The 21,293-nt window shown below is 68.9% G+C and carries 20 protein-coding genes; 6 read left to right on the forward strand and 14 right to left on the reverse strand.

The window, feature by feature from the left end:
* Window positions 1-6: 6 nt before the first annotated feature.
* The 6 genes from ACWFRF_RS19685 to ACWFRF_RS19710 form a co-directional block, all read right to left on the reverse strand.
* A complete protein-coding gene (locus tag ACWFRF_RS19685) occupies window positions 7-822 on the reverse strand; it encodes an ABC transporter permease (RefSeq protein WP_452451428.1) in 816 nt (271 codons plus the stop codon).
* 29 nt (window positions 823-851) lie between these two features.
* A complete protein-coding gene (locus tag ACWFRF_RS19690; protein WP_452451429.1) occupies window positions 852-1,805 on the reverse strand; it encodes an ATP-binding cassette domain-containing protein in 954 nt (317 codons plus the stop codon).
* Window positions 1,802-3,058: a glycosyltransferase gene (locus ACWFRF_RS19695; RefSeq protein ID WP_452451431.1), complete on the reverse strand. Its 1,257-nt coding sequence runs from the start codon at window positions 3,056-3,058 to the stop codon at window positions 1,802-1,804. Before ACWFRF_RS19695 ends, ACWFRF_RS19690 begins: the two co-directional genes overlap by 4 nt.
* Window positions 3,059-3,060: 2 nt before the next feature.
* Window positions 3,061-4,479, reverse strand: coding sequence for a condensation domain-containing protein (locus ACWFRF_RS19700; protein WP_378991977.1), 1,419 nt, complete (start codon window positions 4,477-4,479; stop codon window positions 3,061-3,063).
* A gap of 255 nt (window positions 4,480-4,734) precedes the next feature.
* A complete protein-coding gene (locus ACWFRF_RS19705; RefSeq protein WP_452451432.1) occupies window positions 4,735-5,673 on the reverse strand; it encodes a hypothetical protein in 939 nt (312 codons plus the stop codon).
* Between the two features lie 53 nt (window positions 5,674-5,726).
* On the reverse strand, window positions 5,727-6,401 hold the full coding sequence (locus ACWFRF_RS19710) for a TVP38/TMEM64 family protein (RefSeq protein WP_387444268.1): 675 nt from the start codon (window positions 6,399-6,401) through the stop codon (window positions 5,727-5,729).
* Window positions 6,402-6,574: 173 nt separating this feature from the next.
* On the opposite strand from ACWFRF_RS19710, the gene ACWFRF_RS19715 reads away from it, so the two are divergent.
* The 4 genes from ACWFRF_RS19715 (at window position 6,575) to ACWFRF_RS19730 (ending at window position 12,327) form a co-directional block, all read left to right on the forward strand.
* A complete protein-coding gene (locus ACWFRF_RS19715; protein WP_387444270.1) occupies window positions 6,575-8,446 on the forward strand; it encodes a methylmalonyl-CoA mutase family protein in 1,872 nt (623 codons plus the stop codon).
* Complete coding sequence (scpA, locus tag ACWFRF_RS19720) at window positions 8,446-10,710, forward strand: methylmalonyl-CoA mutase (RefSeq protein ID WP_387444273.1); 2,265 nt, start codon at window positions 8,446-8,448, stop codon at window positions 10,708-10,710. The genes ACWFRF_RS19715 and scpA overlap by 1 nt, the downstream gene beginning before the upstream one ends.
* The gene (meaB, locus tag ACWFRF_RS19725; protein ID WP_452451434.1) at window positions 10,707-11,804 is read left to right on the forward strand and encodes a methylmalonyl Co-A mutase-associated GTPase MeaB; all 1,098 of its coding nucleotides are present in this window, start codon (window positions 10,707-10,709) and stop codon (window positions 11,802-11,804) included. The genes scpA and meaB overlap by 4 nt, the downstream gene beginning before the upstream one ends.
* A 226-nt stretch (window positions 11,805-12,030) precedes the next feature.
* A complete protein-coding gene (locus tag ACWFRF_RS19730; protein WP_452451436.1) occupies window positions 12,031-12,327 on the forward strand; it encodes a hypothetical protein in 297 nt (98 codons plus the stop codon).
* A 13-nt stretch (window positions 12,328-12,340) separates the two neighbouring features.
* On the opposite strand, the gene ACWFRF_RS19735 is transcribed toward ACWFRF_RS19730, so the two are convergent.
* A complete protein-coding gene (locus tag ACWFRF_RS19735; RefSeq protein WP_378991984.1) occupies window positions 12,341-13,468 on the reverse strand; it encodes a magnesium and cobalt transport protein CorA in 1,128 nt (375 codons plus the stop codon).
* 109 nt (window positions 13,469-13,577) lie between these two features.
* Between ACWFRF_RS19735 and ACWFRF_RS19740 the strand changes: the two genes are divergently transcribed.
* Window positions 13,578-13,943: an ArsR/SmtB family transcription factor gene (locus ACWFRF_RS19740; RefSeq protein ID WP_452451438.1), complete on the forward strand. Its 366-nt coding sequence runs from the start codon at window positions 13,578-13,580 to the stop codon at window positions 13,941-13,943.
* Entirely contained in the window at window positions 13,940-14,413 is a 474-nt protein-coding gene (locus ACWFRF_RS19745; RefSeq protein ID WP_452451440.1) for an SRPBCC domain-containing protein, read from the forward strand. The genes ACWFRF_RS19740 and ACWFRF_RS19745 overlap by 4 nt, the downstream gene beginning before the upstream one ends.
* Before the next feature lie 9 nt (window positions 14,414-14,422).
* On the opposite strand, the gene ACWFRF_RS19750 is transcribed toward ACWFRF_RS19745, so the two are convergent.
* From ACWFRF_RS19750 to ACWFRF_RS19780, 7 genes are all read right to left on the reverse strand, one after another.
* Complete coding sequence (locus ACWFRF_RS19750; protein WP_452451441.1) at window positions 14,423-15,964, reverse strand: molybdopterin-dependent oxidoreductase; 1,542 nt, start codon at window positions 15,962-15,964, stop codon at window positions 14,423-14,425.
* 48 nt (window positions 15,965-16,012) lie between these two features.
* Entirely contained in the window at window positions 16,013-16,744 is a 732-nt protein-coding gene (locus ACWFRF_RS19755; RefSeq protein WP_378991990.1) for an anti-sigma factor, read from the reverse strand.
* On the reverse strand, window positions 16,741-17,388 hold the full coding sequence (gene sigK / locus ACWFRF_RS19760) for an ECF RNA polymerase sigma factor SigK (RefSeq protein WP_378991991.1): 648 nt from the start codon (window positions 17,386-17,388) through the stop codon (window positions 16,741-16,743). Before sigK ends, ACWFRF_RS19755 begins: the two co-directional genes overlap by 4 nt.
* 113 nt (window positions 17,389-17,501) lie before the next feature.
* Complete coding sequence (locus tag ACWFRF_RS19765) at window positions 17,502-18,149, reverse strand: fasciclin domain-containing protein (RefSeq protein ID WP_452451444.1); 648 nt, start codon at window positions 18,147-18,149, stop codon at window positions 17,502-17,504.
* A gap of 120 nt (window positions 18,150-18,269) precedes the next feature.
* Window positions 18,270-19,187 (reverse strand): alpha/beta fold hydrolase, encoded by a 918-nt coding sequence (locus ACWFRF_RS19770; RefSeq protein ID WP_452451446.1) that lies wholly within the window; start codon window positions 19,185-19,187, stop codon window positions 18,270-18,272.
* Between the two features lie 61 nt (window positions 19,188-19,248).
* Window positions 19,249-20,559: a cryptochrome/photolyase family protein gene (locus ACWFRF_RS19775; protein ID WP_452451448.1), complete on the reverse strand. Its 1,311-nt coding sequence runs from the start codon at window positions 20,557-20,559 to the stop codon at window positions 19,249-19,251.
* Window positions 20,556-21,149 (reverse strand): lipocalin family protein, encoded by a 594-nt coding sequence (locus ACWFRF_RS19780; protein WP_387444293.1) that lies wholly within the window; start codon window positions 21,147-21,149, stop codon window positions 20,556-20,558. The genes ACWFRF_RS19775 and ACWFRF_RS19780 overlap by 4 nt, the downstream gene beginning before the upstream one ends.
* Window positions 21,150-21,293 lie beyond the last annotated feature (144 nt).

Here is a 21,293-nt window from a genome sequence, read left to right on the forward strand (position 1 = left end):
GGCTCCTTAGCGGGAACGGAGAGTGCGCACGGTCAGCGGCGCGAAAACAGCGACCACGAGCACCGAGGCGACCAGCGACCACCAGGCATCGGCGCCGACGGTGCCCTCCGCGGCGAGGGTGCGTACGGCAGAGACCAGGTAGGACACCGGATTCAGGTCCGAGACGTGCCGCATCCAGCTCGGCATCGATTCCTCGGGGACCAGCGCATTGGAGGCGAAGCCGAGAAAGGTGAGCACCAGCATGGACATGCCCTGCACGGCGGCGGGGCGGGCGATGGTGGCACCGATGAACGCGAACAACCAGCTGATGGCGGTGGTGGCGAACACGACCAGCACCGCGCCCGCCAGGAATCCGGCGGTGTGCGCGGGGTGGTAGCCCATGCAGAAGCCGACGATCACCACAGTGGTCGCGGCGATCAGGTAGCGCACGGCCCCGGCCAGCAATGCCCCGGCAACCGGAGCGGACCGGGCGATCGGCATGGCGACGAAACGGTCGAAGACACCGGAGTGGATGTCCTCGGACAATTGCACGCCGGTGGCGACCGAGGAGGTGAGCACGATCTGGACCAGCACGCCGGGGATCATGATCGGCAGATACGCCGCCATGCTGCCGGCGATGGCGGTGCCGAAGATGCTGCCGAACAGCACCGGACCGACGATCGGCAGCAGAATGGCGTCGTAGAGCAGCTGCGGGCTGTGCCGGAAGGTGAGCAGTCCGCGCCAGGCCATCATCAGCGAATGCCGCAGGGCGGCAAGCGGACCGACACGGGTCACGCGCGGCGCGCGCACCACCTGGAGCGGCTTGTCGACCGTGTGGGTCATGGTGGTCCTCGAACTTTCGCGAAGGGTGCTCATGCCGCGTCCACGGTGCGCGCGTGCCCGGTCAGCGACAGGAACACCTCGTTGAGATCGGGCCGGTCCACCGCGAAACCTCGCAGGGTGATGCCCTCGGCGCGGCAGGCGGCGACGATATCGGCGCCGCGCGTGACGTCGTGCAGTGCCACGGTCAACGTCCCCGTCGACGACCCTTCCGGGACGTCGCCGGTGATCTCCTGGATCAGCGCCTCGGCCCGGCGCAGGTCGGCGGTGTCGGGGATGTCCAGGCGCAGCACCTGCTCACCGATCGAGGACTTGAGTTCGGCGGGAGTGCCGTCGGCGACGAGCGTGCCACGGTCGATGACCGCGATCCGGTCGGCGAGTGCGTCGGCCTCCTCCAGATACTGCGTGGTGAGCAACACGGTGGTCCCGCGGGCGACCAGTCCGCGCACGATGCCCCACATGCGGTCGCGGGTGTGCGGGTCGAGGCCGGTGGTCGGCTCGTCGAGGAAGATCAGCGGTGGCACCGTGATCAGCGTCGCGGCCAGATCGAGTCGACGTCGCATGCCGCCGGAGAACGCGCTGACGCTGCGGCGCGCGACGGCCGAGAGCTCGAATTCCTCGAGAAGTTGCTCGGCCCGGTCGGCGGCAGCGCGCCGCGACAGGCCGAGCAGCCGTCCGAACAATCGCAAATTCTCACCGGCGGTGAGGGTTTCGTCGACGGAGGCGTATTGGCCGGTGAGCCCGATCATCGAGCGCACCGCGGTCGCCTCGCGCACCACGTCGTAGCCGAATACCTCGGCGCTGCCCCGGTCGGGTCGCAGCAACGTGGCGAGCATGCGGACGGTGGTGGTCTTGCCCGCGCCGTTGGGACCGAGCATCGCGAAGACCGATCCGGCCGCGATGCTGAGGTCGACGCTGCCGACGGCGGTGAAGTCGCCGTAGGACTTACCGAGACCGCGGGTGCGGACGGCGATATCGGTGCTCACTGCGGCCTCCCGGCGTGGATGGAAAAACTACTCGGGAACGGCAGGGGAACAAGGGATTCCACCTCGTCGGCAGCGCGTGCCACCCCGGTGCTCGTGAACCGGCCGGCGTACGCGGCCGCTCGCGAGACCACGTCCGGGTCCGCGACGCGATCGAGCAGGGCGGTGAGCCCGTCCTCGGTGAGCTCGGCGGCACGCACGGTACCCGCCATCTCGAGCCGTTCCAGTGCCCGGCCCCAATAGGGCTGATCGGCCTGGATCGCGCAGATCACTTGCGGGACACCGGCTCTCAGTGCGGCGGCGGTGGTGCCCGCGCCGCCGTGGTGTACCGCGGCGATACAGCGCGCGAACACCGACGCGTGATCGACCTGCTCGACGACGGCCATCTCGGGCGACAGGACAGGTGCGATGCCCGCCCACCCCGCGGCCAGCAGCAGCCTGCGACCACGACGGGCGCAGACCGCGCGCAACATCGCCACCAGCGCGGCCGGGTCGTCGACCGCCATCGAGCCGAAGCCGACATAGATCGGCGCCGAACCGGCGTCGAGCCACGCGGTCAGCGCGGGATCGGCCGCAGCGCTGAGGAATCCGTCGGCATCGACGGCGAAGCCGGTCACCGGGTGTCGATCCGGCAGCTCGGCGGCCAGCCCGGGAAACAGGTCGACGTCATAGGCCTGGATCGACACCCGATCGGGCAGTTGATGTTCGACGATCCCGAACTCCGACAGCGGCTGTTCCAGCGCGGCGTCGCGTGCCCAGCGCAGCGCCGACCAGATCCGCCGGTTGAGCGCCTTCGGAATGCGGGCGCCCCACGCGGTGGGGACCACGGGGACCGATCGATTCGGATGGATCGGAAAGAAGTGCACCGCGGCCAGCGGCAACCCGACGCGTCGCGCGGCCTTCTCGGCCGCCTCCTCGCCCGCCATCCCGGTCACGAGCACGTCGTGACCGGGGGCGAGCACGAGCAGATCGCGCACCGCTTCGACGACTCCGCGCCGTTGCAGATCCAGCACCGCGCGCACCCGCTGTCGCGGATTCGGGCTGCGAAAGCGGTGATCGTCGTGCTGGGTGCGCAGCAGTTCGGCGCTGTCGCGGCCGAAACCGACGGCGGCGACGCCGTGCGCGGTGGCGAAGTCGACGAGATTGGGCGAGAGTGCGAGCGTCACCGAGTGCCCGCGAGCCAGCAGCTCGCGAGCGAGAAGAATGCCGGGCTGGGCGTCGCCCCGGCTCCCGGTGAAGGCCAGCAGTGCACGCATTCTCAGCCCGCGCTCAGCGCTGCCGCGGCATCGGTGACCGGTGCGGGAGCGGGCGCCACCATGGTCACCGCGTACATGGCCCTGGCGAACTCGGCGAGGAAGCGTTCCATGACCTCGCCGGGCAGGCCCGCGGGGTGGCGGGTGGAGACATAGAGCCCGTCGGGGCCGCGCACGACCCAGAAGTACACCTCGTCGGTGGAGTACGACACCGCCCGCAGGGTGCGTCCGCGCAGGTCGGCGACCAATTCGTAATCCGGAAGCATGCGGATGTCGAGGAAGGACGCGCCGTAGGTCGGACCTTCCACGGCGCCGACCATCGCCAGGGAACGGCCCCAGGACGCGTCGTTGCAGAGGTGGGCGCGTTTGAGCGAGGCGCGGGTGGCCTCCAGCGCGACGGTCATGTCCGCGCCCGGCGGCAGCGTCACGTCGACCGGAACGACATTGACGAACCAGCCCATCGACTCGAGCCAGGTGAGGTCGGGCCTGGTCGCGATCGGCATCACGGTGCGGAACCGGTCGTCGCCGAAGGTTTCCCGAGAGGCCATCGCCAGGGCGGCGAACACGGTCACCGACAGCCGGTGCTTGAGCCGATCGAGAGCCGCCTCGACCTCCTCGAGCTGCTCGATGCTGAGCAGGGTGCGCGAGACGCTGGGCTGGGCGTGTTCACCGTCGAGGACGGCGACCTGATCCGCGGCGAAGCGGGGCATGGGCGAGCCCGGCGTGCCGAGGAACTCGCGCCACACCGCGACGGCGGGGGAGTCGGGATCGAGTTCCTCAGCGGCGGCGCGCTCGATGACGGCGTAGTCGGCCGGGCTGCCGAAGGTGGCCGAGTCGCGGATCTCGCCGCCGGTGGTGACCGCGGTGTAGAGGGTGCGCAGCTCGAGGATGAGCACGGCCTGGGAGTAGGCGTCGAGCACCGAGTGGTCGGCGCCGACCAGGACGGTGAAGTCGTCGGTGTCGTGGGCCACCGTGGCCACCAGCAGATGCGGCCACACCAGTGCCGACAGACGCAATTCCAATGCGTCGCACAGGTATTCGTTGATCTCGTCGCCGTCGGAGAGATCGGCGACCGGGGCGCCGGTGACCCGAACGGTGCCGGGGGCGGTGGTCACACGGTGGTAGCCGCCGTCGCCGGTGGGGGCGACGGTGGTGCGGAAGCCCTCATGGCGGTCGTGCCACAGCCGCAGGGTCGTGGCCCAGGCGTCGGCGTCGAGTGGGGCGTCCATCTCGAAGATCGTGCCGATCCAGCGGCCGCGGCCGGGGCGGGCGTCTTCGGGGTCGAGGAACCCGAGGTACTGCTCGTGGACGCTGGCGAGGGGGCGTTCGTCGTCGCGCCAGGCGTCGGGGGAGGTGAGTTCGGGGGTCCAGATCACCAGGTCGCCGGAGCGGATCCGGAATTCGGAGAGATGGGTGTATTCCATGGCGGGTCACCTCATGGGGAGTGCAAGCCGAGAACGGCGCGACGGGGATTCGGTGATCGCGGGCGCGTCACCGGATGTTGCTCTGGATCCCGCACCGGACGTAGCTGGCGAACCCTGGGCTATTCGGAGTCTATAACTCTGAGAGTTTTCTGAAATATTACTTCTTCACAACTGGGCAGTGTGAAGAAGCTCACTTTCATATTTGTTCCGAATCACAACCTAGATCAGGTGCCCCTGGAGTAATGGGGTTTTAGTTCAGATCACCGGGCTGAACTCGGTCAGCACCGTGCCGTGCCGGACGAGACCCGACAGACCTGGCAGTTCGACCGGTGGCGACCACGTGCGGAAGCCGTCGACACTGTCGCTGAAGAGGTACCGGCCCTCGGTGTAGGCGTCCAGGTAGATGCGGTGCCCACCGTCGGGAAGCCGGACGATCGACTGTCCCTCCCGTGGCCCGCCCCACCCCGCCCAGTCGCCGGTGGCGACGAAGCTGTACGGCCCGAGCGGGCGGTCGGCGACGGCGAGTTCGATCAGCTTGGAGTCCTCGTTCTTCACGAACGCGAACAGACGTCCGTCCAGGCGGACCAAGGTGGTGTCGATATGGCCGAGTGAGCCGGGCCCGGCAGGGCCGAGCCCGAGCATCGGCACCGGCGGCGCCCAGACGGTGAGCCCGGCATCGAGCGGGATGAGCAGGTGCGGGGTGAAGCCGTGCCCCCAGGTCAGCGACACGATGATGCCGACTCGCCCCGCCGCGTCGGCGTACCACTCCGGCGCCCACGCGCCTTCGAGCCTGCCCGCCACCAGCATCGGCACGTTGGTGAGAAACGTCCAGGTGATCCGGTCGCGGCTGCGGGCCAAGCCGATCGCGGTGGCGTCACCGGCGATCGTGTACGTGAGGTAGTAGTTCCCGTCGGTGTGCAGCAGCACGCTCGGATCGCGGACCAGGCCGGTCGGCGGCACGTACGCGTGCTCGCTGACCGGGGTGAAATCGGTGCCGTCCGCGGACTCGTAGACCGCGAGAGTGGTATCACTGTCGGCACGGAAGGCCGTCATCGTGTACCGGACCGGGGTGCGGTGGGCGTCGATGCCCACCCCGGGGCCGAGCGAGGATTGCGCGCGGGCCGTGCCCGCTGCCAGGAGTGGGAGTCCCGCCAGAAGTGCGAGTGCGAATCTGCGTCCCACCGTGATCGCCATGACCTGGGATTATCCGCGCGGATCGCGACGGCTCGGGGTAGGCGCGCCGTCGGTCAGGAGGTGGCGGGTTCCGGCTCCGGCGCTGCCGGGTCGACCGGTAGCCGCAGGTCGACGATCAGCCCGATCAGCCCGACCGACAGGCAGATGGCCGACACGGTGATCGCGATCGGGTGGCTGTCGCCTGCCAGGGAACCGGCCAGCACCACCGTCGAGATCGTGCCGGGGGCCGAACCGGCCACTGTCGCAGCGAGATACGGGGCAAGGCGGACCGACGACAGGCCGCAGCAGTAATTGAGGATCGAGAAGGGGACGACGGGGATCAGCCGCAGCGCGGCCACCGCGAGCCAGCCACGGCGGGCCAGCCGGTCGTCGACTGCCCGCACCGCCGGGTGCGTGAGGTGTTCGGCGACCCGGTCGCGGCCCAGCCTGCGTACCCCGAGCAGTGCCACGGTCGCGCTCACCGCCGTGGCGGCCAGGGCGATGACCGAACCGAGGATCGGACCGAACAGCACACCGCTGGTCACGGTGAGCACGGTGCGCGGAACGGGGGCGACGGCAGCCACCGCGTAGAAGAGGAAGAACAGCAGCGGCAACAGCGGCCCGGCGTCGCCGGCCCAGTCCCGGATCTGCTGCGGGCCCGGCAACGGAACCATCATCGCCACCACGAACAGCGCGGCGAGCCCGGCCAGGGCGATGAGCAGGCGCGGGGAGCGGATCAGTCGAGACACCCGGGTAAGCGTACCGGCCGGTAGGGGATAGCCCGGGTGGTCGGACACCCTGTCACAGATAGCATCATCAGGGAACCGGATACATCCTGGTTCGCTGTGGGCCCGTTTGTGGGATTTCACGGACCGGCAGCACACCGGGGTGCGGTCGTCGAATGGAAGAGAGAACAGCAGCTATGCCGATTGGTTCAGAGTCCGGGGCGGGGCTCGCACCGGATCCGGTGCCCGAGTACGCCGCGTGGCGCAAGGGCGTGGCGGGTGTGCTGGCGAAAGCGCGACGGGTCGAGGCTTCCGAGCTCCCCGCCGAACCGGAACATCTGCTCGACGAGACCACCTATGACGGGCTCACGATCGCCCCGCTCTACACCCGCCGCGACGAGCTGCCCGAGCAGCCGCTGCCCGGCGCCTTCCCCTACGTGCGCGGTGGCGACGCCGCGCGCGACCCGCAGCGCGGCTGGTTCGTCGGCGCGTTCGCCGGTGAGGACGATGCCGAGGCCACCAACCGGGCGATTCTGACCGGTCTGGAGAACGGCGTGAGCGCGATCGCGCTCGGAGTGGGCACCTACGGCGTCGCCGTCGACGACATCCCCCTTGCCCTGCGTGGGCTGCTGTTCGAGCTGGCACCGCTGACGCTGGTGGCCGGTGCGGCGACCGGCACGGCCGCCGAGCGGGTGTTCGACGTCCTCGACGGGTACTCGATCGCCGATCGCACGCAGATCCGGGTCGGCCTCGGCGCGGCCCCGCTGACCAGCGCCTTCGCCGGTGCCGAAGACCTCGACCACGCCGAGACCGTGGCGCTGGCCGTGCGCGCGATCGCCCGGCCCGAGACGGTCCGCGCGATCACGGTGGACGGCATCGCCTTCCACAACGCCGGTGCCGCCGACGCACAGGAAGTGGGCGCCGCCGTCGCGGCCGGTCTGGCCTACCTGCGCCTGCTCACCGGTGCCGGGGTCGACATCGCCGACGCGTTCGGTCAGCTCGAGTTCCGCTTCGCGGCGACCGACGACCAATTCGCCACCATCGTGAAATTCCGGGCGGCCCGGCGCCTGTGGGCCCGAGTGGCCCAGGTCTCCGGTGCGCCCGCCTTCGGCGCCGCCCCGCAGCACGCGATCACCTCGGCCGCCATGATGACTCAGCGCGATCCCTGGGTGAACCTGTTGCGCACCACGCTCGCCGCGTTCGGCGCCGGCGTCGGCGGTGCCGATTCGGTGACCGTACTGCCCTTCGACGCGGCCCTGCCCGCAGGCGAACTCGGCGTATCCACGACGTTCTCCCAGCGCCTGGCGCGCAACACCCAGCTGCTGCTGCTCGAGGAATCCCGTCTCGGGCACGTGCAGGACCCGGCCGCCGGTTCCTGGTACGTCGACAAGCTGACCGACGAACTCGCCGCCAAGGCATGGGAGTTCATGCAGGAGCTCGAGTCGGCGGGCGGCTACCTCGCCGCGCTCGACACCGGTGTGCTCGCGGCCCGGATCGCCGAGACCGCCGCCGCGCGCGCTGCCGACGTCGCCCATCGCCGCACCGCGGTCACCGGCGTCAACGAGTTCCCCAACCTCGCCGAGACCCCGCTCTCGGAGCAGGCTCGCGAGCCGGGCCCGAATGCGCGCTACGGCGCTGCCTTCGAAGCGCTGCGCAACCGCTCCGATGCCTACCTGGCCGCCAACGGTGCCCGTCCGAAGGCGCTGATCGTGCCGCTCGGCCTGGTCGCCGAGCACAACGCGCGCACCATCTTCACCGCGAACGTGCTCGCCTCGGGCGGCATCGAGTCGGTCAACCCCGGTCCGCTCACGGTCGACGCGATCACTGCCGCCGCCACCGAATCCGGTGCGCGCATCGCGGTTCTGTGCGGTGCGGACAAGCGCTACGGCGAGCAGGCGGGAGCCGCCACCGACGCCCTGCGCGCCGCCGGAATCGAGACCGTGCTGCTGGCCGGACCGGAGAAGGCGGTCGAGCAATTCAGCGGGACGCAGCGTCCCGACGGGTACCTGGCCCTGCGTATCGACGCGGTCGCGGTTCTGTCGCAGCTGCTGGAGAAGGTGGGAGCCTGATGACCACGTCCGATATCGAGCACGTCATCGGCAGTTTCGCCGAGGTGCCGCTGACCGATCACGCGTCCGCGCCGGCCGACGTCGACGCCGAGCAGGTCCGCGCGTTCGTGGCCGACGCGGCGACGGCGAACCACACCACGCCCGAACAGCTGGTCTGGTCGACCCCGGAGGGCATCGACGTTCCGCCGGTGTTCACCAAGGCCGATCGGGATGCTGTGGTCGCGCAGGGCTATCCGCTCGACACCGTGCCCGGCGTCGCGCCGTTCCTGCGTGGCCCGTACCCGACCATGTACGTGAATCAGCCGTGGACCATCCGCCAGTACGCGGGCTTCTCCACCGCCGCCGATTCGAACGCCTTCTACCGCCGCAACCTGCAGGCGGGCCAGAAGGGGCTCTCGGTCGCCTTCGACCTCGCCACCCACCGTGGCTACGACTCCGACCACCCCCGCGTCCAGGGTGACGTCGGTATGGCCGGTGTCGCGATCGACTCGATCCTGGACATGCGCCAGCTCTTCGACCAGATCCCCCTGGACCAGGTGTCGGTGTCGATGACCATGAACGGCGCGGTGCTGCCGATCCTGGCGCTCTACGTCGTCGCCGCCGAAGAGCAGGGCGTGACGCCCGAGCAGCTGGCCGGAACCATTCAGAACGACATTCTGAAAGAGTTCATGGTCCGCAACACCTACATCTACCCGCCCAAGCCCTCGATGCGGATCATCTCCGACATCTTCGCCTTCACCAGTGCGAAGATGCCGAAGTTCAACTCGATCTCCATCTCCGGATACCACATCCAAGAGGCCGGTGCGACAGCCGATCTGGAGCTGGCCTACACCCTCGCCGACGGTGTGGAGTACATCCGCGCCGGCATCGCCGCGGGCATGGATGTCGACAAGTTCGCGCCGCGTCTGTCGTTCTTCTGGGCCATCGGCATGAATTTCTTCATGGAGGTCGCCAAGCTGCGCGCGGGGCGGCTGCTGTGGAGCGAGCTGGTGTCGAAGTTCGAACCCAAGAGCGCGAAATCGCTGTCGCTGCGGACACATTCGCAGACCTCGGGCTGGTCGCTGACCGCGCAGGACGCCTACAACAATGTGGCGCGCACCTGCATCGAGGCGATGGCCGCGACCCAGGGACACACCCAGTCGCTGCACACCAACGCGCTCGACGAGGCCCTGGCCCTGCCGACGGACTTCTCCGCCCGCATCGCCCGCAACACCCAGCTGCTCATCCAGCAGGAGTCCAACACCACCCGCCCGATCGACCCGTGGGGCGGCTCGTACTACGTCGAGTGGCTCACTCACCAGCTCGCCGAGCGGGCGCGCGCCCACATCGCCGAGGTCGAGGCGCACGGCGGTATGGCACAGGCGATTTCGGAGGGTATTCCGAAGCTGCGCATCGAAGAGGCCGCCGCGCGGACCCAGGCGCGCATCGACACCGGCCAGCAGCCGGTGATCGGCGTCAACAAGTACCAGGTCGAAGAGGACCACGCCGTCGAAGTTCTCAAGGTCGAGAACTCGCGGGTGCGGGCCGAGCAGATCGAGAAGCTGGAACGGCTGCGCGCCGACCGTGATTCGGTCGCGGTGGAGCAGGCGCTGTCCGAATTGACCCGTGCGGCAGCGTCTTCCGAAGGCGGTATGGAGAACAACCTCCTCGCGCTCGCCATCGACGCCGCGCGTGCCAAGGCCACGGTCGGTGAGATCTCCGACGCGCTGGAGAAGGTGTACGGCCGTCATCAGGCCGAAATCCGTACCCTGTCCGGTGTGTACCGTGACGAAGCAGGCAAGGCATCCAACATCGGCGCCGCCATCGCGCTGGTCGAGGAATTCGGCGAGGCCGAGGGACGCCGTCCGCGCATTCTGGTCGCCAAGATGGGCCAGGACGGACACGATCGCGGCCAGAAGGTGATCGCGACCGCGTTCGCCGACCTCGGCATGGACGTCGACGTGGGCCCGCTGTTCCAGACGCCCGAAGAGGTGGCTCGCCAGGCGGCCGACAACGACGTGCACATTGTTGGTGTGTCCTCGCTGGCCGCCGGTCACCTCACGCTGGTGCCCGCGCTGCGGCAGGCGCTTGCCGACGTGGGTCGGCCCGACATCATGGTCATCGTGGGCGGTGTGATCCCGCCCGGCGACTTCGACGAGCTCTACGAGGCCGGTGCGGCAGCGATCTTCCCGCCCGGCACCGTCATCGCCGACGCGGCCATCGACCTGCTGAAGAAACTGGGCGCGGCACTCGGGCACGAGATCGGTGGCGGCACAGCCGAATGAGCGACGGCGCACAGGTGGCCGGGGGTGCCGACGCGCACCCTCGGCTCGGGACCACCGCGGGCGTCGGCTCGCCACGCAACGAGGGGCGCACCGCCGTGGGCGTTCGCCGGACGATCGATGTCGACGCGCTCGCCGAGCAGGTCAAGGCAGGGCAGCGTTCGGCGCTGGCCCGTGCGATCACGTTGGTCGAATCCACCCGCTCCGATCACCGGGAACTCGCGCAGCAGCTGCTGCTGCGGGTGGCGGCGGAACCGGGCAGCGTCGTCTCGAACCGGGTCGGCATCACCGGTGTTCCGGGCGTTGGCAAGTCCACGTTCATCGACGCGCTCGGGATGTACTTGCTGGCCAAGGGACATCGGGTCGCGGTCCTCGCGGTCGACCCGTCCTCGACCCGCACCGGTGGCTCGATCCTCGGTGACAAGACACGGATGGCGCGGTTGTCGCTCGAGGCGGACGCGTTCATCCGGCCGTCCCCGACGGCGGGCACCCTCGGCGGCGTGGCCAAGGCGACCCGGGAGACGATCGTGCTCCTGGAAGCCGCCGGGTATGACGTGATTCTCGTGGAGACCGTCGGCGTCGGCCAGTCCGAGGTGACCGTCGCCAACATGGTCGATGTGTTCTGCTTCCTCACGCTGGCCCGCACCGGAGACCAGTTGCAGGGCATCAAGAAAGGCGTGCTGGAACTCGCCGAGCTGGTGGCGGTCAACAAAGCCGACGGAAAACACGAGATCGAAGCCAAGGGCGCCGCGCGCGAACTGGCGGGCGCCCTGCGCCTGATCCACCCGCACGACGCCCTGTGGAAACCGCCGGTACTCACCATGAGCGGTCTGGAAGGTGTCGGCCTCGACAAGTTCTGGGGTACCGTCCTCGACCACCGTCAGGTCCTCACCGAGGCAGGCGAATTCGCCGAGAAGCGCCGCCGCCAGCAGGTCGACTGGACCTGGACCATGGTGCACGACCAGATCCTGCGCCGCCTGGCCGACAATCCGAACGTGAAAGATGTTCGCGCGCAGGTGGAATCGGCTGTCCGCGCCGGAACGCTCACTCCCGCCCTCGCCGCCGAACAGATCCTCACGGCCTTCGACCGGAGTTGAGACACCTGCACGGTGCCCACCGGTAGCTGATGGCGTCGTCAGTGAGTCGTATCCAGGGTGATCGCCGAGGATTTTCGGCTTTCACGTCGGGGTTTGTGGATGATATTCCGATCCCGTCTCCTTTGCCAGCTGTTGCCTGTGCCGATTTCCGAGGATCCTCGGAAGTGGACGTCGAGAGCTGACGGCCGAGGAGGTAGTGATGACGATCTTCCGCACGAATCGGACCATGAGCAGCGACAGGACGCCCGAGCGGGCGATTCTCGGGGGCGACGGTCGCTGGCGGCTCACCTGGCTGCCAGAACTCGGCCTGACGTCCGATCAGGCGATATCAGGACTGAGGCTGGACGAGATCCTCAGTGATCCGGCCCTGGTCTATGACCGGATGGCGCTGGCGGAGGCCACCACCTGTGCCGACCGCATCGGCATCATTCTCGAGCTCGCGATGGTGCGACTCTGGAAGCGGATGAGCACCGCCATCGCGCTCTGCGGGTTCGTGGCGACCCGATGGGGTCGACTTGTCTGACCGGGCCGGATTATCACAACCAGCGGATACGTCGGAAGGCGACGATCAGGGTGGCGCAGATGGTGGCCATGACGATCAGAGTGGCGGGGTAACCCCAGGTCTGCCGGAGTTCGGGCATGTGATCGAAGTTCATGCCGTAGATGCCGGCGATCATGGTGGGAACCGCCAGGATCGCGATGTAGGCGGAGATCTTACGCATGTCCGTGTTCTGCTGGACGGCGATCTTGGCCACCGCGGCGCCCACGAGAGTGGTGAGGGTTTCGTCCAGGTCGTTGATGCGTTCGGCGACGCCGCTGTGATGGTCGGCGACGTCGCGCAGGTAGCGGCGCACCTCCTTGGGCAGGGGAGTACGCGGCGCGGTGAGGGTTTGCAGCGGGCCCGCGAGCGGGCGAACGGCGCGGCGTAGCTCGACGATCTCGCGTTTGAGCTGGTAGATGGCCTCGATCGGGATCTTGCTCCGCGGGCTGAAGAGCTCTTCCTCCATCGACTCGACGTCGAACTCCGTCGCCTGGGTGACGTCGATGTAGGTGTCGACGACGTGGTCGGCGATCGCGTGCAGCACGACGCCGGGGCCGAGCGCGAGGCGATCGGGTTCGTCTTCGAGCCGGTGCCGCACGGCGGTGAGTTCGTTGTGTTCGCCGTGGCGGACCGCGACCACGAAATCGGCGCCGAGGAAGACCATGATCTCGCCGGTCTGCACGATCTCGCTGACGGTGTGCATATCGTGCTCGACGTAGGCGACGGTCCGCATCACGGTGACCATGGTGTCGTCGTAGCGTTCGAACTTCGGGCGCTGTCTGCCGGTGACGGCGTCCTCGACGGCGAGTTCGTGCAGCCCGAACGTCGTAGCGATCTCGCCCATCTGGTGCAGGTCCGGTTCGAACAGGCCGATCCACACGAAACCTGTGCCACGCCTGCGGATTTCGGTCAGCGCGGTCTCGGGGGTGAAGCGGCCGGGCAGACGTTTGCCGTCGACATAGGCGGCGCAGTCGATGATGGCGCGCGCGGTCGGTACCGAGGGTTTGTGGACGACTTCCACTCGCCGTCGGCTGCGCGACAGGAACGGGGAATCCGCCACCCGGGCTCCGATACCGCGCCGGGTCGCGGTGGGAGCGGGTGTGATGCGAGGGCCGTCGACCATCGTTCACCTCGCTCTCTTCGATCGTGCCGCAGCATCCCACGGCGGCCGATGCGGACGCAACCGAAGCGGGGGGTTGCGCAGATCGATCCAACTGTGAATACTTAGGTATGTGCCTAAGTATTCGAGCGGCGATCCGGACGGAGGACTCGACAGTGTCTTTCGGGCGTTGGCCGATCCGACTCGTCGCGCGATCGTCGAACGGCTGGCGCGCGGGCCCGCATCGGTATCGGATCTCGCCGCACCGTTCGAGGTCGCGCTCCCGACGATCGTGCAGCACTTGAAAGCGCTCGAAGCCGGTCGGCTCGTCAGCTCGGCGAAGATCGGCCGTGTGCGCACCTACCAACTGGTGCCGGACGCCTTCGCAACGGCGATCGACTGGCTGCACGGCCACCGTCCACCGGCGCAACGGCAGGTGGACCGGCTCACGGCACTACTCGTGGAATCAACCAGAAACTCAGAGGGAGAACAACAATGACCGACACGGCGACCCGCTCCATCAACCACGCCCAGTTCACCATCGAACGCGAGGTGCCCGTCGCGCCCGCCGTCGTCTTCCAGGCCTTCGCCGACCCCGCCATCAAGGCGAAGTGGTTCGGCGGCGAGGAAGGCTGGGAGCAGGGCGAGTCCTCGATCGACTTCCAGGTCGGCGGCCGCGAGATCAACGAAGGCACTTTCCAGCAGACGATGACCTCCCGCTTCGTTGCCACCTACACCGACATCATCGACAACGAACGCCTCGTCTACACCTACGACATGTGGCTCAACGGCTCCCACATCTCCACCTCGGTGGCCACCTGGGAATTCGAACCCACCACCACCGGCACCAAGCTCACCCTCGTCGAATTCGGCGCCCACCTGGACGGTTTCGACACCGGTGACCAACGCGAGGAAGGCACCCTCGGTCTCGTCGACGCCCTGGTGACCTATCTCGCCGGTCAAGCCTGAGCGAATCGCTCACCGCACCATGACCACGCGCGAGTGCCTGCCCGTCGCGCCGTCGGGGAACGGGGTCGCCCTGGCGTCGGTCTGCACCGATCCAGTGGCGTCGACCGCGCGCACGCGAAGCGAATGCGTGCCGGGCGAGGCATCCCACGTCCAGGTCCACTGGCGCCAGGTATCGAGGGAGTAGGCGGCGGCGAGTGTGGTCGGTTGCCACGGTCCGTCGTCGACCTGGACTTCCACGGCATCGATTCCGCGCCCCTGGGCCCACGCCACGCCTGCCACGATCACCGGTCCGGCGTCCAGGTGCGCGAACGCCGCCGGGACGTCGATCCGGGATGCGGTTTTGATCGGTGCCCGAGTCGCCCAGCCGCGTTGCGTCCAGTACGCCTGTGCGCGGTCGAATCTCGTGAGTTCCAGATCGACAACCCACTTGGTGGCCGAAACGTAGCCATAGAGACCGGGCACGATCATCCGCGCCGGGTAGCCGTGAGCGACAGGCAGTGGCTCGCCGTTCATCGCGACGGCGAGCAGGGCGTCGGGGTTGCCCAGCACAGCGGCCGATGGCGTGCTCGCGGTGAATCCGTCGACGCTGCGCGACAGGATCATGTCGGCATCGGGGGAGGGCCCCGCCTCGGCCAGGAGATCGGCCAGGCGGTAACCGGTCCACAGCGCGGTTCCGGCGAGGTCTCCGCCGACTTCGTTCGAGACACAGGTGAGCGTGATGAGTGACTCGACCGCGCGCCGGGCGCTCAATTCGTCGAAGTCGAGCCGGATCTCGCGCTCCACCATCCCGTGGATGCGCAATCGCCACTGCGCGCGAGTCAACGACGGAAGCTGCAGTGCGGTGTCGACGCGATAGAAATCCGGTGCGGGAGTGATGAATCGGGTGAGCCCGGGCACGACTCGGTCCATCTCGGGGGTGACCGGTGGCACCGGCGCCGCGACCCGGGGGAGTACGAAAGCCGCCCGGTCGGCGGCGATATCGCGCAGACGGCTACCGATGACTCGGCCCGCCGCCCCGGCCGCCACTGCGCCGGCCGTCACTGCCGTCAGAGCGAGCAGGAACCCGCGCCGCGTCGGCCCGGCCCCCCGGTCGGCCTCGGCGGGCACGAGGAACAGCGCGCACAGCGCCGCCATCCCCGTCAGTGCACCGATCACCGCCGGAACGGCGAACAGTGGTGTGGCGGTAGGGCGGAGCAGCGCCAAGCCGCTCACGGCGATACCGAGAGCGCCGAGCAGACCGGCCGCCCACGCCGGGCTGCGGCGGGCCACCAAGCCGATCATCGCGGCAGCCACGGCCATGACCGCGGCCATAGTGACGGCCAGTGCCAGTTTGTCGTTGGTGCCGAACCAGCGGATCGCGCTGTCCTTCAACCACTTCGGCGTGTGATCGACCACGGTGGCACCGAGGACGAAGAAGGGGGAGGACACCGGGTCGATGAACACGGCGACGAGGTGTCCGACCCCGAGGACCAGCGCGGCGGCGGCCGCGGCCGCGACTGCCGCCGCGAGTCGGCCCGGATGGCGACGGGTGAAGCTGAAACGGCGGACCATGCTGTCACTCCTGGGGTTTCGAGTGTCGGCACGGCCCGCCGCAGCGGGTCAGCCGACTGTCATGCTGACGATCGGGGAGGTGGTCGGCCCGGGTGAACCACCGGCGGGTTCGACCGTCACCGCGAGCGTGTCGGCGACGTCGACCGTGGTCACGACCGAGGCCGGACCGTCCATCACCGCCACCGATGTCGGTGTGCCCGCGCGGATCAGCCACAGCTGATACGCGCGGTCGGCAGGCAGCGCGGGCATGTCCTGGAACGACACCGCGGCCGCGCCCAGCGACTTCGACTCGTACACCGTCATCGCGCCGCCACCGGTGACCGCCACCGAGGACTCCCGGCTGTCGGGCTGGTCGAGCACCTGCTGCGCGGTGACCGCACCCGTCCCGTCGTTCGCGCGTTCGATCACCACCCCGATACCGGCACCGGCACCGACCGCCACGATCGCCGCCGCGGCGACGGTCAACCATCGAAGGTGCCAGCGCCTGCCGGTCGCGCCGCGCCGCGCGAGCGGAGACGGCTGTGTGTCGTACCGGTCCAGCGCTCGCATCAGCGCGGTTTCGAGGCGTGCCGGTGGCGGGACCGAGTCGAACACGGTCAGGTCCGCCATCGTCTCCTGGATGCGGCGAACGGCGGCCTGGAACTCGGCCACCCGGTCGGGGCCTGCGGCGTCGAGCCACTCCTCGAGCGCCTGTCGCTGTGGTGGATCCAGCGCGTCGATGGCATAGGGGTAGGCCTCGTCCAGCCACGACCAAGGGGTCCGCCGATCGGTCTCGCTCATCGGGTATTCCCTCCGGTCAAACAGTTCTCCAGCCTTTTCAGGCCGTCTTTGATGCGGCTCTTCACCGTCGGCAACGGCACCGCCAAGGTCTCGGAAACCTCGAGGTAGGTGCGCCCGCCGTAGTACGCCAGCGCCACCGCTTGGCGTTGGAGTTCGGTCATGGTCTGCAGACAGTCCAGCACCGACTGCTCGTCGAGACGCTGGGTGACCTCCTCGGCCACGACGTCGTGGTCGCGGCCGAGGTGGGCGTGGCCGAACACGATGTCGCGGCGGGTGGCCGACTGCTCGGCCCGTACCCGGTCGACCGCGCGCCGGTGGGTCAGCATCATCAGCCAGCCGATCGGGCTGGCCTTGGTCGCGTCGTACTGTCCGGCCAGCGACCAGACCTGGAGGAACACCTCCTGAGCGATGTCCTCGGCGGCGCCGTGGTTGCGCACCACGCGGAGCGCGAGCCCGAACACCCGCGGGCTCGTGGCGCGGTAGAACTCGGCGAACGCCGCCCGATCGCCTGCCGCGACATCGTCGAGCAGGTCGACCAGCTGCTCTTGGACGGCATGGTCGCGGCGGTCGCCCGTCGGGCAGGCCGGAGCGGGCTCGGTGACCGATCGCAGGTTGATCGGTGCGGAGCCGCGCCGGGCCGTCATCGGAGGGTCCCTGCTTGCATCAGCATGAGAGGGATTTCGGCCTGCCTTCGGGTTCGGATGGGCGCCGCCGGGAAATTTCCGCGGCGACGCCGGGAAAAGCGCCGTCGCCGTCATCACGCCGCGGGCGGCATGAGCACGCTGTCGATCATGTACACGGTGGCGTTCGCGGTGCGCACGCCACCGCAGATCACGTTCGCGTCGCCGACCTTCAACGTGTCACCCGAGCCGCTGACCGTCACGTCGGCGCCCTGGACAGTTTTGTGCGTGCCCGCGATGCTCTGCGGCGCGATCTGGCCCGGCACCACGTGATAGGTGAGGATCGAGGTGAGCGTAGCCGAGTCGGTCTTCAACGAGTCGATCGTAGCCGGATCGATCTTCGCGAACGCCGAGTCGACGGGCGCGAAGACGGTGAACTGGCCACCGTTGAGGGTGTCGACGAGATTGACGTCGGGATTGAGTTTGCCCGAGACCGCCGAGGTCAACGTGGTGAGCATCGGGTTGTTGGACGCGGCGACGGCGACCGGCTCTTGGGCCATCCCGCTGACCGAGCCGGGACCACTGGGAACCTGGGCGGCATATGCCGCGCAACCGGGCCCGACGAGGTCGGCGGCCGCGGACGCGCCGGTGGTCATCGGTGCCGACGTCATCGGCGCGGAGGAGGTCGCGGACGTGGTGCTCGAGTCGTCGTCGGAACAGGCAGAGAGGCCGAGTGCCGAGCCGAGGAGCATCGCCGCAACGAGGGCTTTTGGCAAGGATCGCATGGTGGTTCCGTCACTTCCGTCGAGGCGGCGAGGTGCCGCGTAGATGTTGGATGCAACGGAGTTCGGCTGGCTCGGCGGTTCGGATTGCCGACCATGGCCGTCGATATTCCCGACACGGTGCTAGCGCCCGGGCGTCGAACCGGACGACCCTCGTCCGACGGCGTCCTCGGCCACCGATTCCGGGTGGAGCACCAGCACGGCGGCGAGCAGTCGATCCCACGTGACGTCGGGAAGTTCGTGGCCGATGCCGGTCAGCGGGAGGAGATCGGCGCCGGGGATCTCGCGAGCCATGGCCTCTCCGTTGCCGTACGGAAAGAACGGGTCATCGGTGCCGTGCGCGACCAGGGTCGGCACGGCGATCTCGCCCAGACGTTCCCGCCACCGGTCGCCGGCCTCGACATATGCCAGGTTGAGCACACTGGAGGCCATGTCGGTGGTGCGGTCGACCATGTGGGTCGCGTGCCGGCGGGCCTGCAGTTCGTCGAATCCGTGTGTGCCCGCGCGTACCCGGGCCTGTTCCACGCCGTAGTCGATCACCGCCGCCCGGTCGGACCAGTCCGGGTGGGGTCTCTCGGTGAAGAACGCCATGATCCGGTCCGAGTGCTCGGGCAGATCCGGGTCCGCCGGGCCGGGGGCGGTCGGACGGGTGTTGATCAGCGTCAGGGCGGATACCCGATCGGGGTGGTCGAGGGCAGCGAGCTGACAGATCCATCCGGCCACCGAGAAACCCACCAGGTGGGCTCGCGGAAGTTCGAAGACATCCATCAGCCCGACGAGATCCGCCACCAGATCCCGGAGGCTGTAGCCGGGAGCGCCCGGCGCGGAGGCGGTCGACCGGCCGGTATCGCGAATGTCGTAGCGCAGCACGAACCGGCCCGCGTCGGCGAGCCGGTCGCAGAACCGGTCCTCCCAGAACAGTCTCGACGTGTTCGGCAGCAGCGCCGGTGGATGGCGCCGGTGCCCGAAGGTGCTCACACACAGGTCGACGTCACCGACGGCGACCGTGTGCTCGGGCGATCCCTGACCATGAAGCGGCATGGCGACTCCTCTGCGGTTGCGTCTGTGGAAAAGACGATCTCCGCAGCCGGAATTCATCGGTCTAGCTGCCCACGCAGTCGATGATCGGCGCGGGATAGTCCGCCGGGTCGATGGCCGCGCGCCACGGTCGGTGAATGCTCGCACCGGGCAGATGCGCCAGTTCGGGCAGCCACCGCCGCACATAGACGCCGTCGGGGTCGTAGCGCTCGGCCTGGCGCAGCGGATTGAGGACCCGGTTGGGCCGGGTGTCGGTGCCCGTGCCCGCGACCCACTGCCAGTTGAGCTGATTGTTGGCGAGGTCGGCGTCGACGAGCCAGCGCAGGAAGTGGGCCGCGCCGACCCGCCAGTCCTGGCGCAGTGATTTGGCGAGAAAGCTCGCCGCGATCAGCCGTGCTCGCCCCGGCATCCAGCCTTCGGCACGGAGCTGCCGCATACCCGCGTCGACGATCGGGTAGCCGGTGCGCCCGTCTCGCCAGGCCGCGACGGCCTGTTCGTCGTCGGGGCCCGCGGCCACCCGCGTGCGGTAGTCCGACCAGGCGGCATCGGGGCGGGCGGCGAGCACCTGATGGTGGAAATCGCGCCAGGCCAGTTGCCGGACGAAGGCGAGTCCGCCGTCGGTCGCCGTATCGACCCGGCGCACCACCTCGGTGGGGGACACGCACCCGAAGTGGAGGTACGGCGAGAGCCGGGAGGTGGCGTCGGCGGCGAGATCGTCGTTGTCGCGGGCATAGCCGGTGATCGGGCCGTCGAGCCAGTCGTGCAGCAGCGAACGTCCGGTGGATTCCCCGCCGACCCGCAATTGCGGCGACGGTTGCCCGGAACCGAGATCCGTCGGCTCCGGCAGCGGCTCGCTGTGGATCGGCGGCACCGACAGCGAGCGGGGCGCGGGCAGCGGGGTGCGGCGGTGGGCCGCGCTCCAGCGCCGGAAATAGGGGGTGAAGACGGCGAAGTGATCGCGTCCGGTCGACGGGACGAGTTCGGCGGAGGTGGCTGTGACGGAACCGGAATGGCAGTGCACGACGATGTCGGGGTTGCGGCGCAGTGCCTGCTCGCGCTGCCTGCTGTAGCGGCTGACATCCTCGGCCAGGTGCACGCTCGTGGCGCCGGTCTCCTCGATCACGTGGTCGAGGACATCGGCCACCATGCCGCGGCGCACGACGAGCGGTCCGCCGAGCGAGCGCAGCTCCTTGTCGAGTTCGGCGAGTGCGGCGGCGAGGAAGTGCGCGCGGTTGGGCGGGCAGCGATCGGGCACCAGTACCTCGTCGACGACGAACAGCGGTACCACCCGGTCGGCTTCGCGAACGGCCGCGGTGAGTACCGGATTGTCGTGAACGCGCAGGTCGCGGGTGAACAGAGCGATCGCGACGCTCATCGTGCGCAGAGGGGCAGCACACCCTCGCGGCCGCCGGTCGTGGGTGAGGTGAGGTAGACGCACGGGTCCTGGCCCGCGATTCTGATCGCCTCGTCGATCCGCTGCCAGGTGCTCTCGTCCAGGGCCGGGGTGCGGGAGAGGACGAAACCCGACAGTCTGCTCGGCGAGGTGACCAGGGCCCACGAGTAGTCCGGGCCGAGTGCGGTCACCAGGTAGTTGGTCGGTCCCTCGCGCCCATCCTGGCCGATGACACCCGGAAAGCTCACGTGCAGTTGCGCGTTCGTGACCGGGTCGTTCACGGTCGCGGTACCGCGGATCTCGTCGACGCCGCCACTCCAGGTGTGGCAGCGATTGTGGACGGCGATGTCGCCGCGCGCGTCGAGGCTGTAGTTCGCGGAGGTGTCGCGTGCGCAATTGAGGTTGAACACCTGCGGTACTGCCGCGAGCTGATGCCAATCGCCGAGATAGCGGTCGAGGTCCAGGCTCGGCACCGGTGCGGGTGGCTCGGCGGCCGCGGAGCCGGAGCCTGCCACGGTGAGGCCGGCGGCGATCAGCAAGGCGGTGGTCCACGGGCCGAATCGGGTGCGCACAGGAAACTCCTCGCGTAGTCGGTGTTCTTCCATGCTAACAGTAATTGATGCATTATTGATGCATGATGTGGACGGTTCAGCGGGTTGTCGGCTCGACGGGCGAGACCCGGCGCCGACGCGCGGAGGCCGGGCCGTGACACGCCT

Source organism: Nocardia sp. NPDC055165 (genome assembly GCF_053606985.1).

Excerpts from the sequence above, each read along its gene's own strand:
- ACWFRF_RS19685 (WP_452451428.1), bottom strand. The coding sequence starts at position 822 with ATGACCCACACGGTCGACAAGCCGCTCCAGGTGGTGCGCGCGCCGCGC.
- ACWFRF_RS19695 (WP_452451431.1), bottom strand. The coding sequence starts at position 3,058 with ATGCGTGCACTGCTGGCCTTCACCGGGAGCCGGGGCGACGCCCAGCCC.
- ACWFRF_RS19700 (WP_378991977.1), bottom strand. The coding sequence starts at position 4,479 with ATGGAATACACCCATCTCTCCGAATTCCGGATCCGCTCCGGCGACCTG.
- ACWFRF_RS19705 (WP_452451432.1), bottom strand. The coding sequence starts at position 5,673 with ATGGCGATCACGGTGGGACGCAGATTCGCACTCGCACTTCTGGCGGGA.
- ACWFRF_RS19715 (WP_387444270.1), top strand. The coding sequence starts at position 6,575 with ATGCCGATTGGTTCAGAGTCCGGGGCGGGGCTCGCACCGGATCCGGTG.
- scpA (WP_387444273.1), top strand. The coding sequence starts at position 8,446 with ATGACCACGTCCGATATCGAGCACGTCATCGGCAGTTTCGCCGAGGTG.
- meaB (WP_452451434.1), top strand. The coding sequence starts at position 10,707 with ATGAGCGACGGCGCACAGGTGGCCGGGGGTGCCGACGCGCACCCTCGG.
- ACWFRF_RS19730 (WP_452451436.1), top strand. The coding sequence starts at position 12,031 with ATGAGCAGCGACAGGACGCCCGAGCGGGCGATTCTCGGGGGCGACGGT.
- ACWFRF_RS19735 (WP_378991984.1), bottom strand. The coding sequence starts at position 13,468 with ATGGTCGACGGCCCTCGCATCACACCCGCTCCCACCGCGACCCGGCGC.
- ACWFRF_RS19745 (WP_452451440.1), top strand. The coding sequence starts at position 13,940 with ATGACCGACACGGCGACCCGCTCCATCAACCACGCCCAGTTCACCATC.
- ACWFRF_RS19750 (WP_452451441.1), bottom strand. The coding sequence starts at position 15,964 with ATGGTCCGCCGTTTCAGCTTCACCCGTCGCCATCCGGGCCGACTCGCG.
- ACWFRF_RS19755 (WP_378991990.1), bottom strand. The coding sequence starts at position 16,744 with ATGAGCGAGACCGATCGGCGGACCCCTTGGTCGTGGCTGGACGAGGCC.
- sigK (WP_378991991.1), bottom strand. The coding sequence starts at position 17,388 with ATGACGGCCCGGCGCGGCTCCGCACCGATCAACCTGCGATCGGTCACC.
- ACWFRF_RS19765 (WP_452451444.1), bottom strand. The coding sequence starts at position 18,149 with ATGCGATCCTTGCCAAAAGCCCTCGTTGCGGCGATGCTCCTCGGCTCG.
- ACWFRF_RS19770 (WP_452451446.1), bottom strand. The coding sequence starts at position 19,187 with ATGCCGCTTCATGGTCAGGGATCGCCCGAGCACACGGTCGCCGTCGGT.
- ACWFRF_RS19775 (WP_452451448.1), bottom strand. The coding sequence starts at position 20,559 with ATGAGCGTCGCGATCGCTCTGTTCACCCGCGACCTGCGCGTTCACGAC.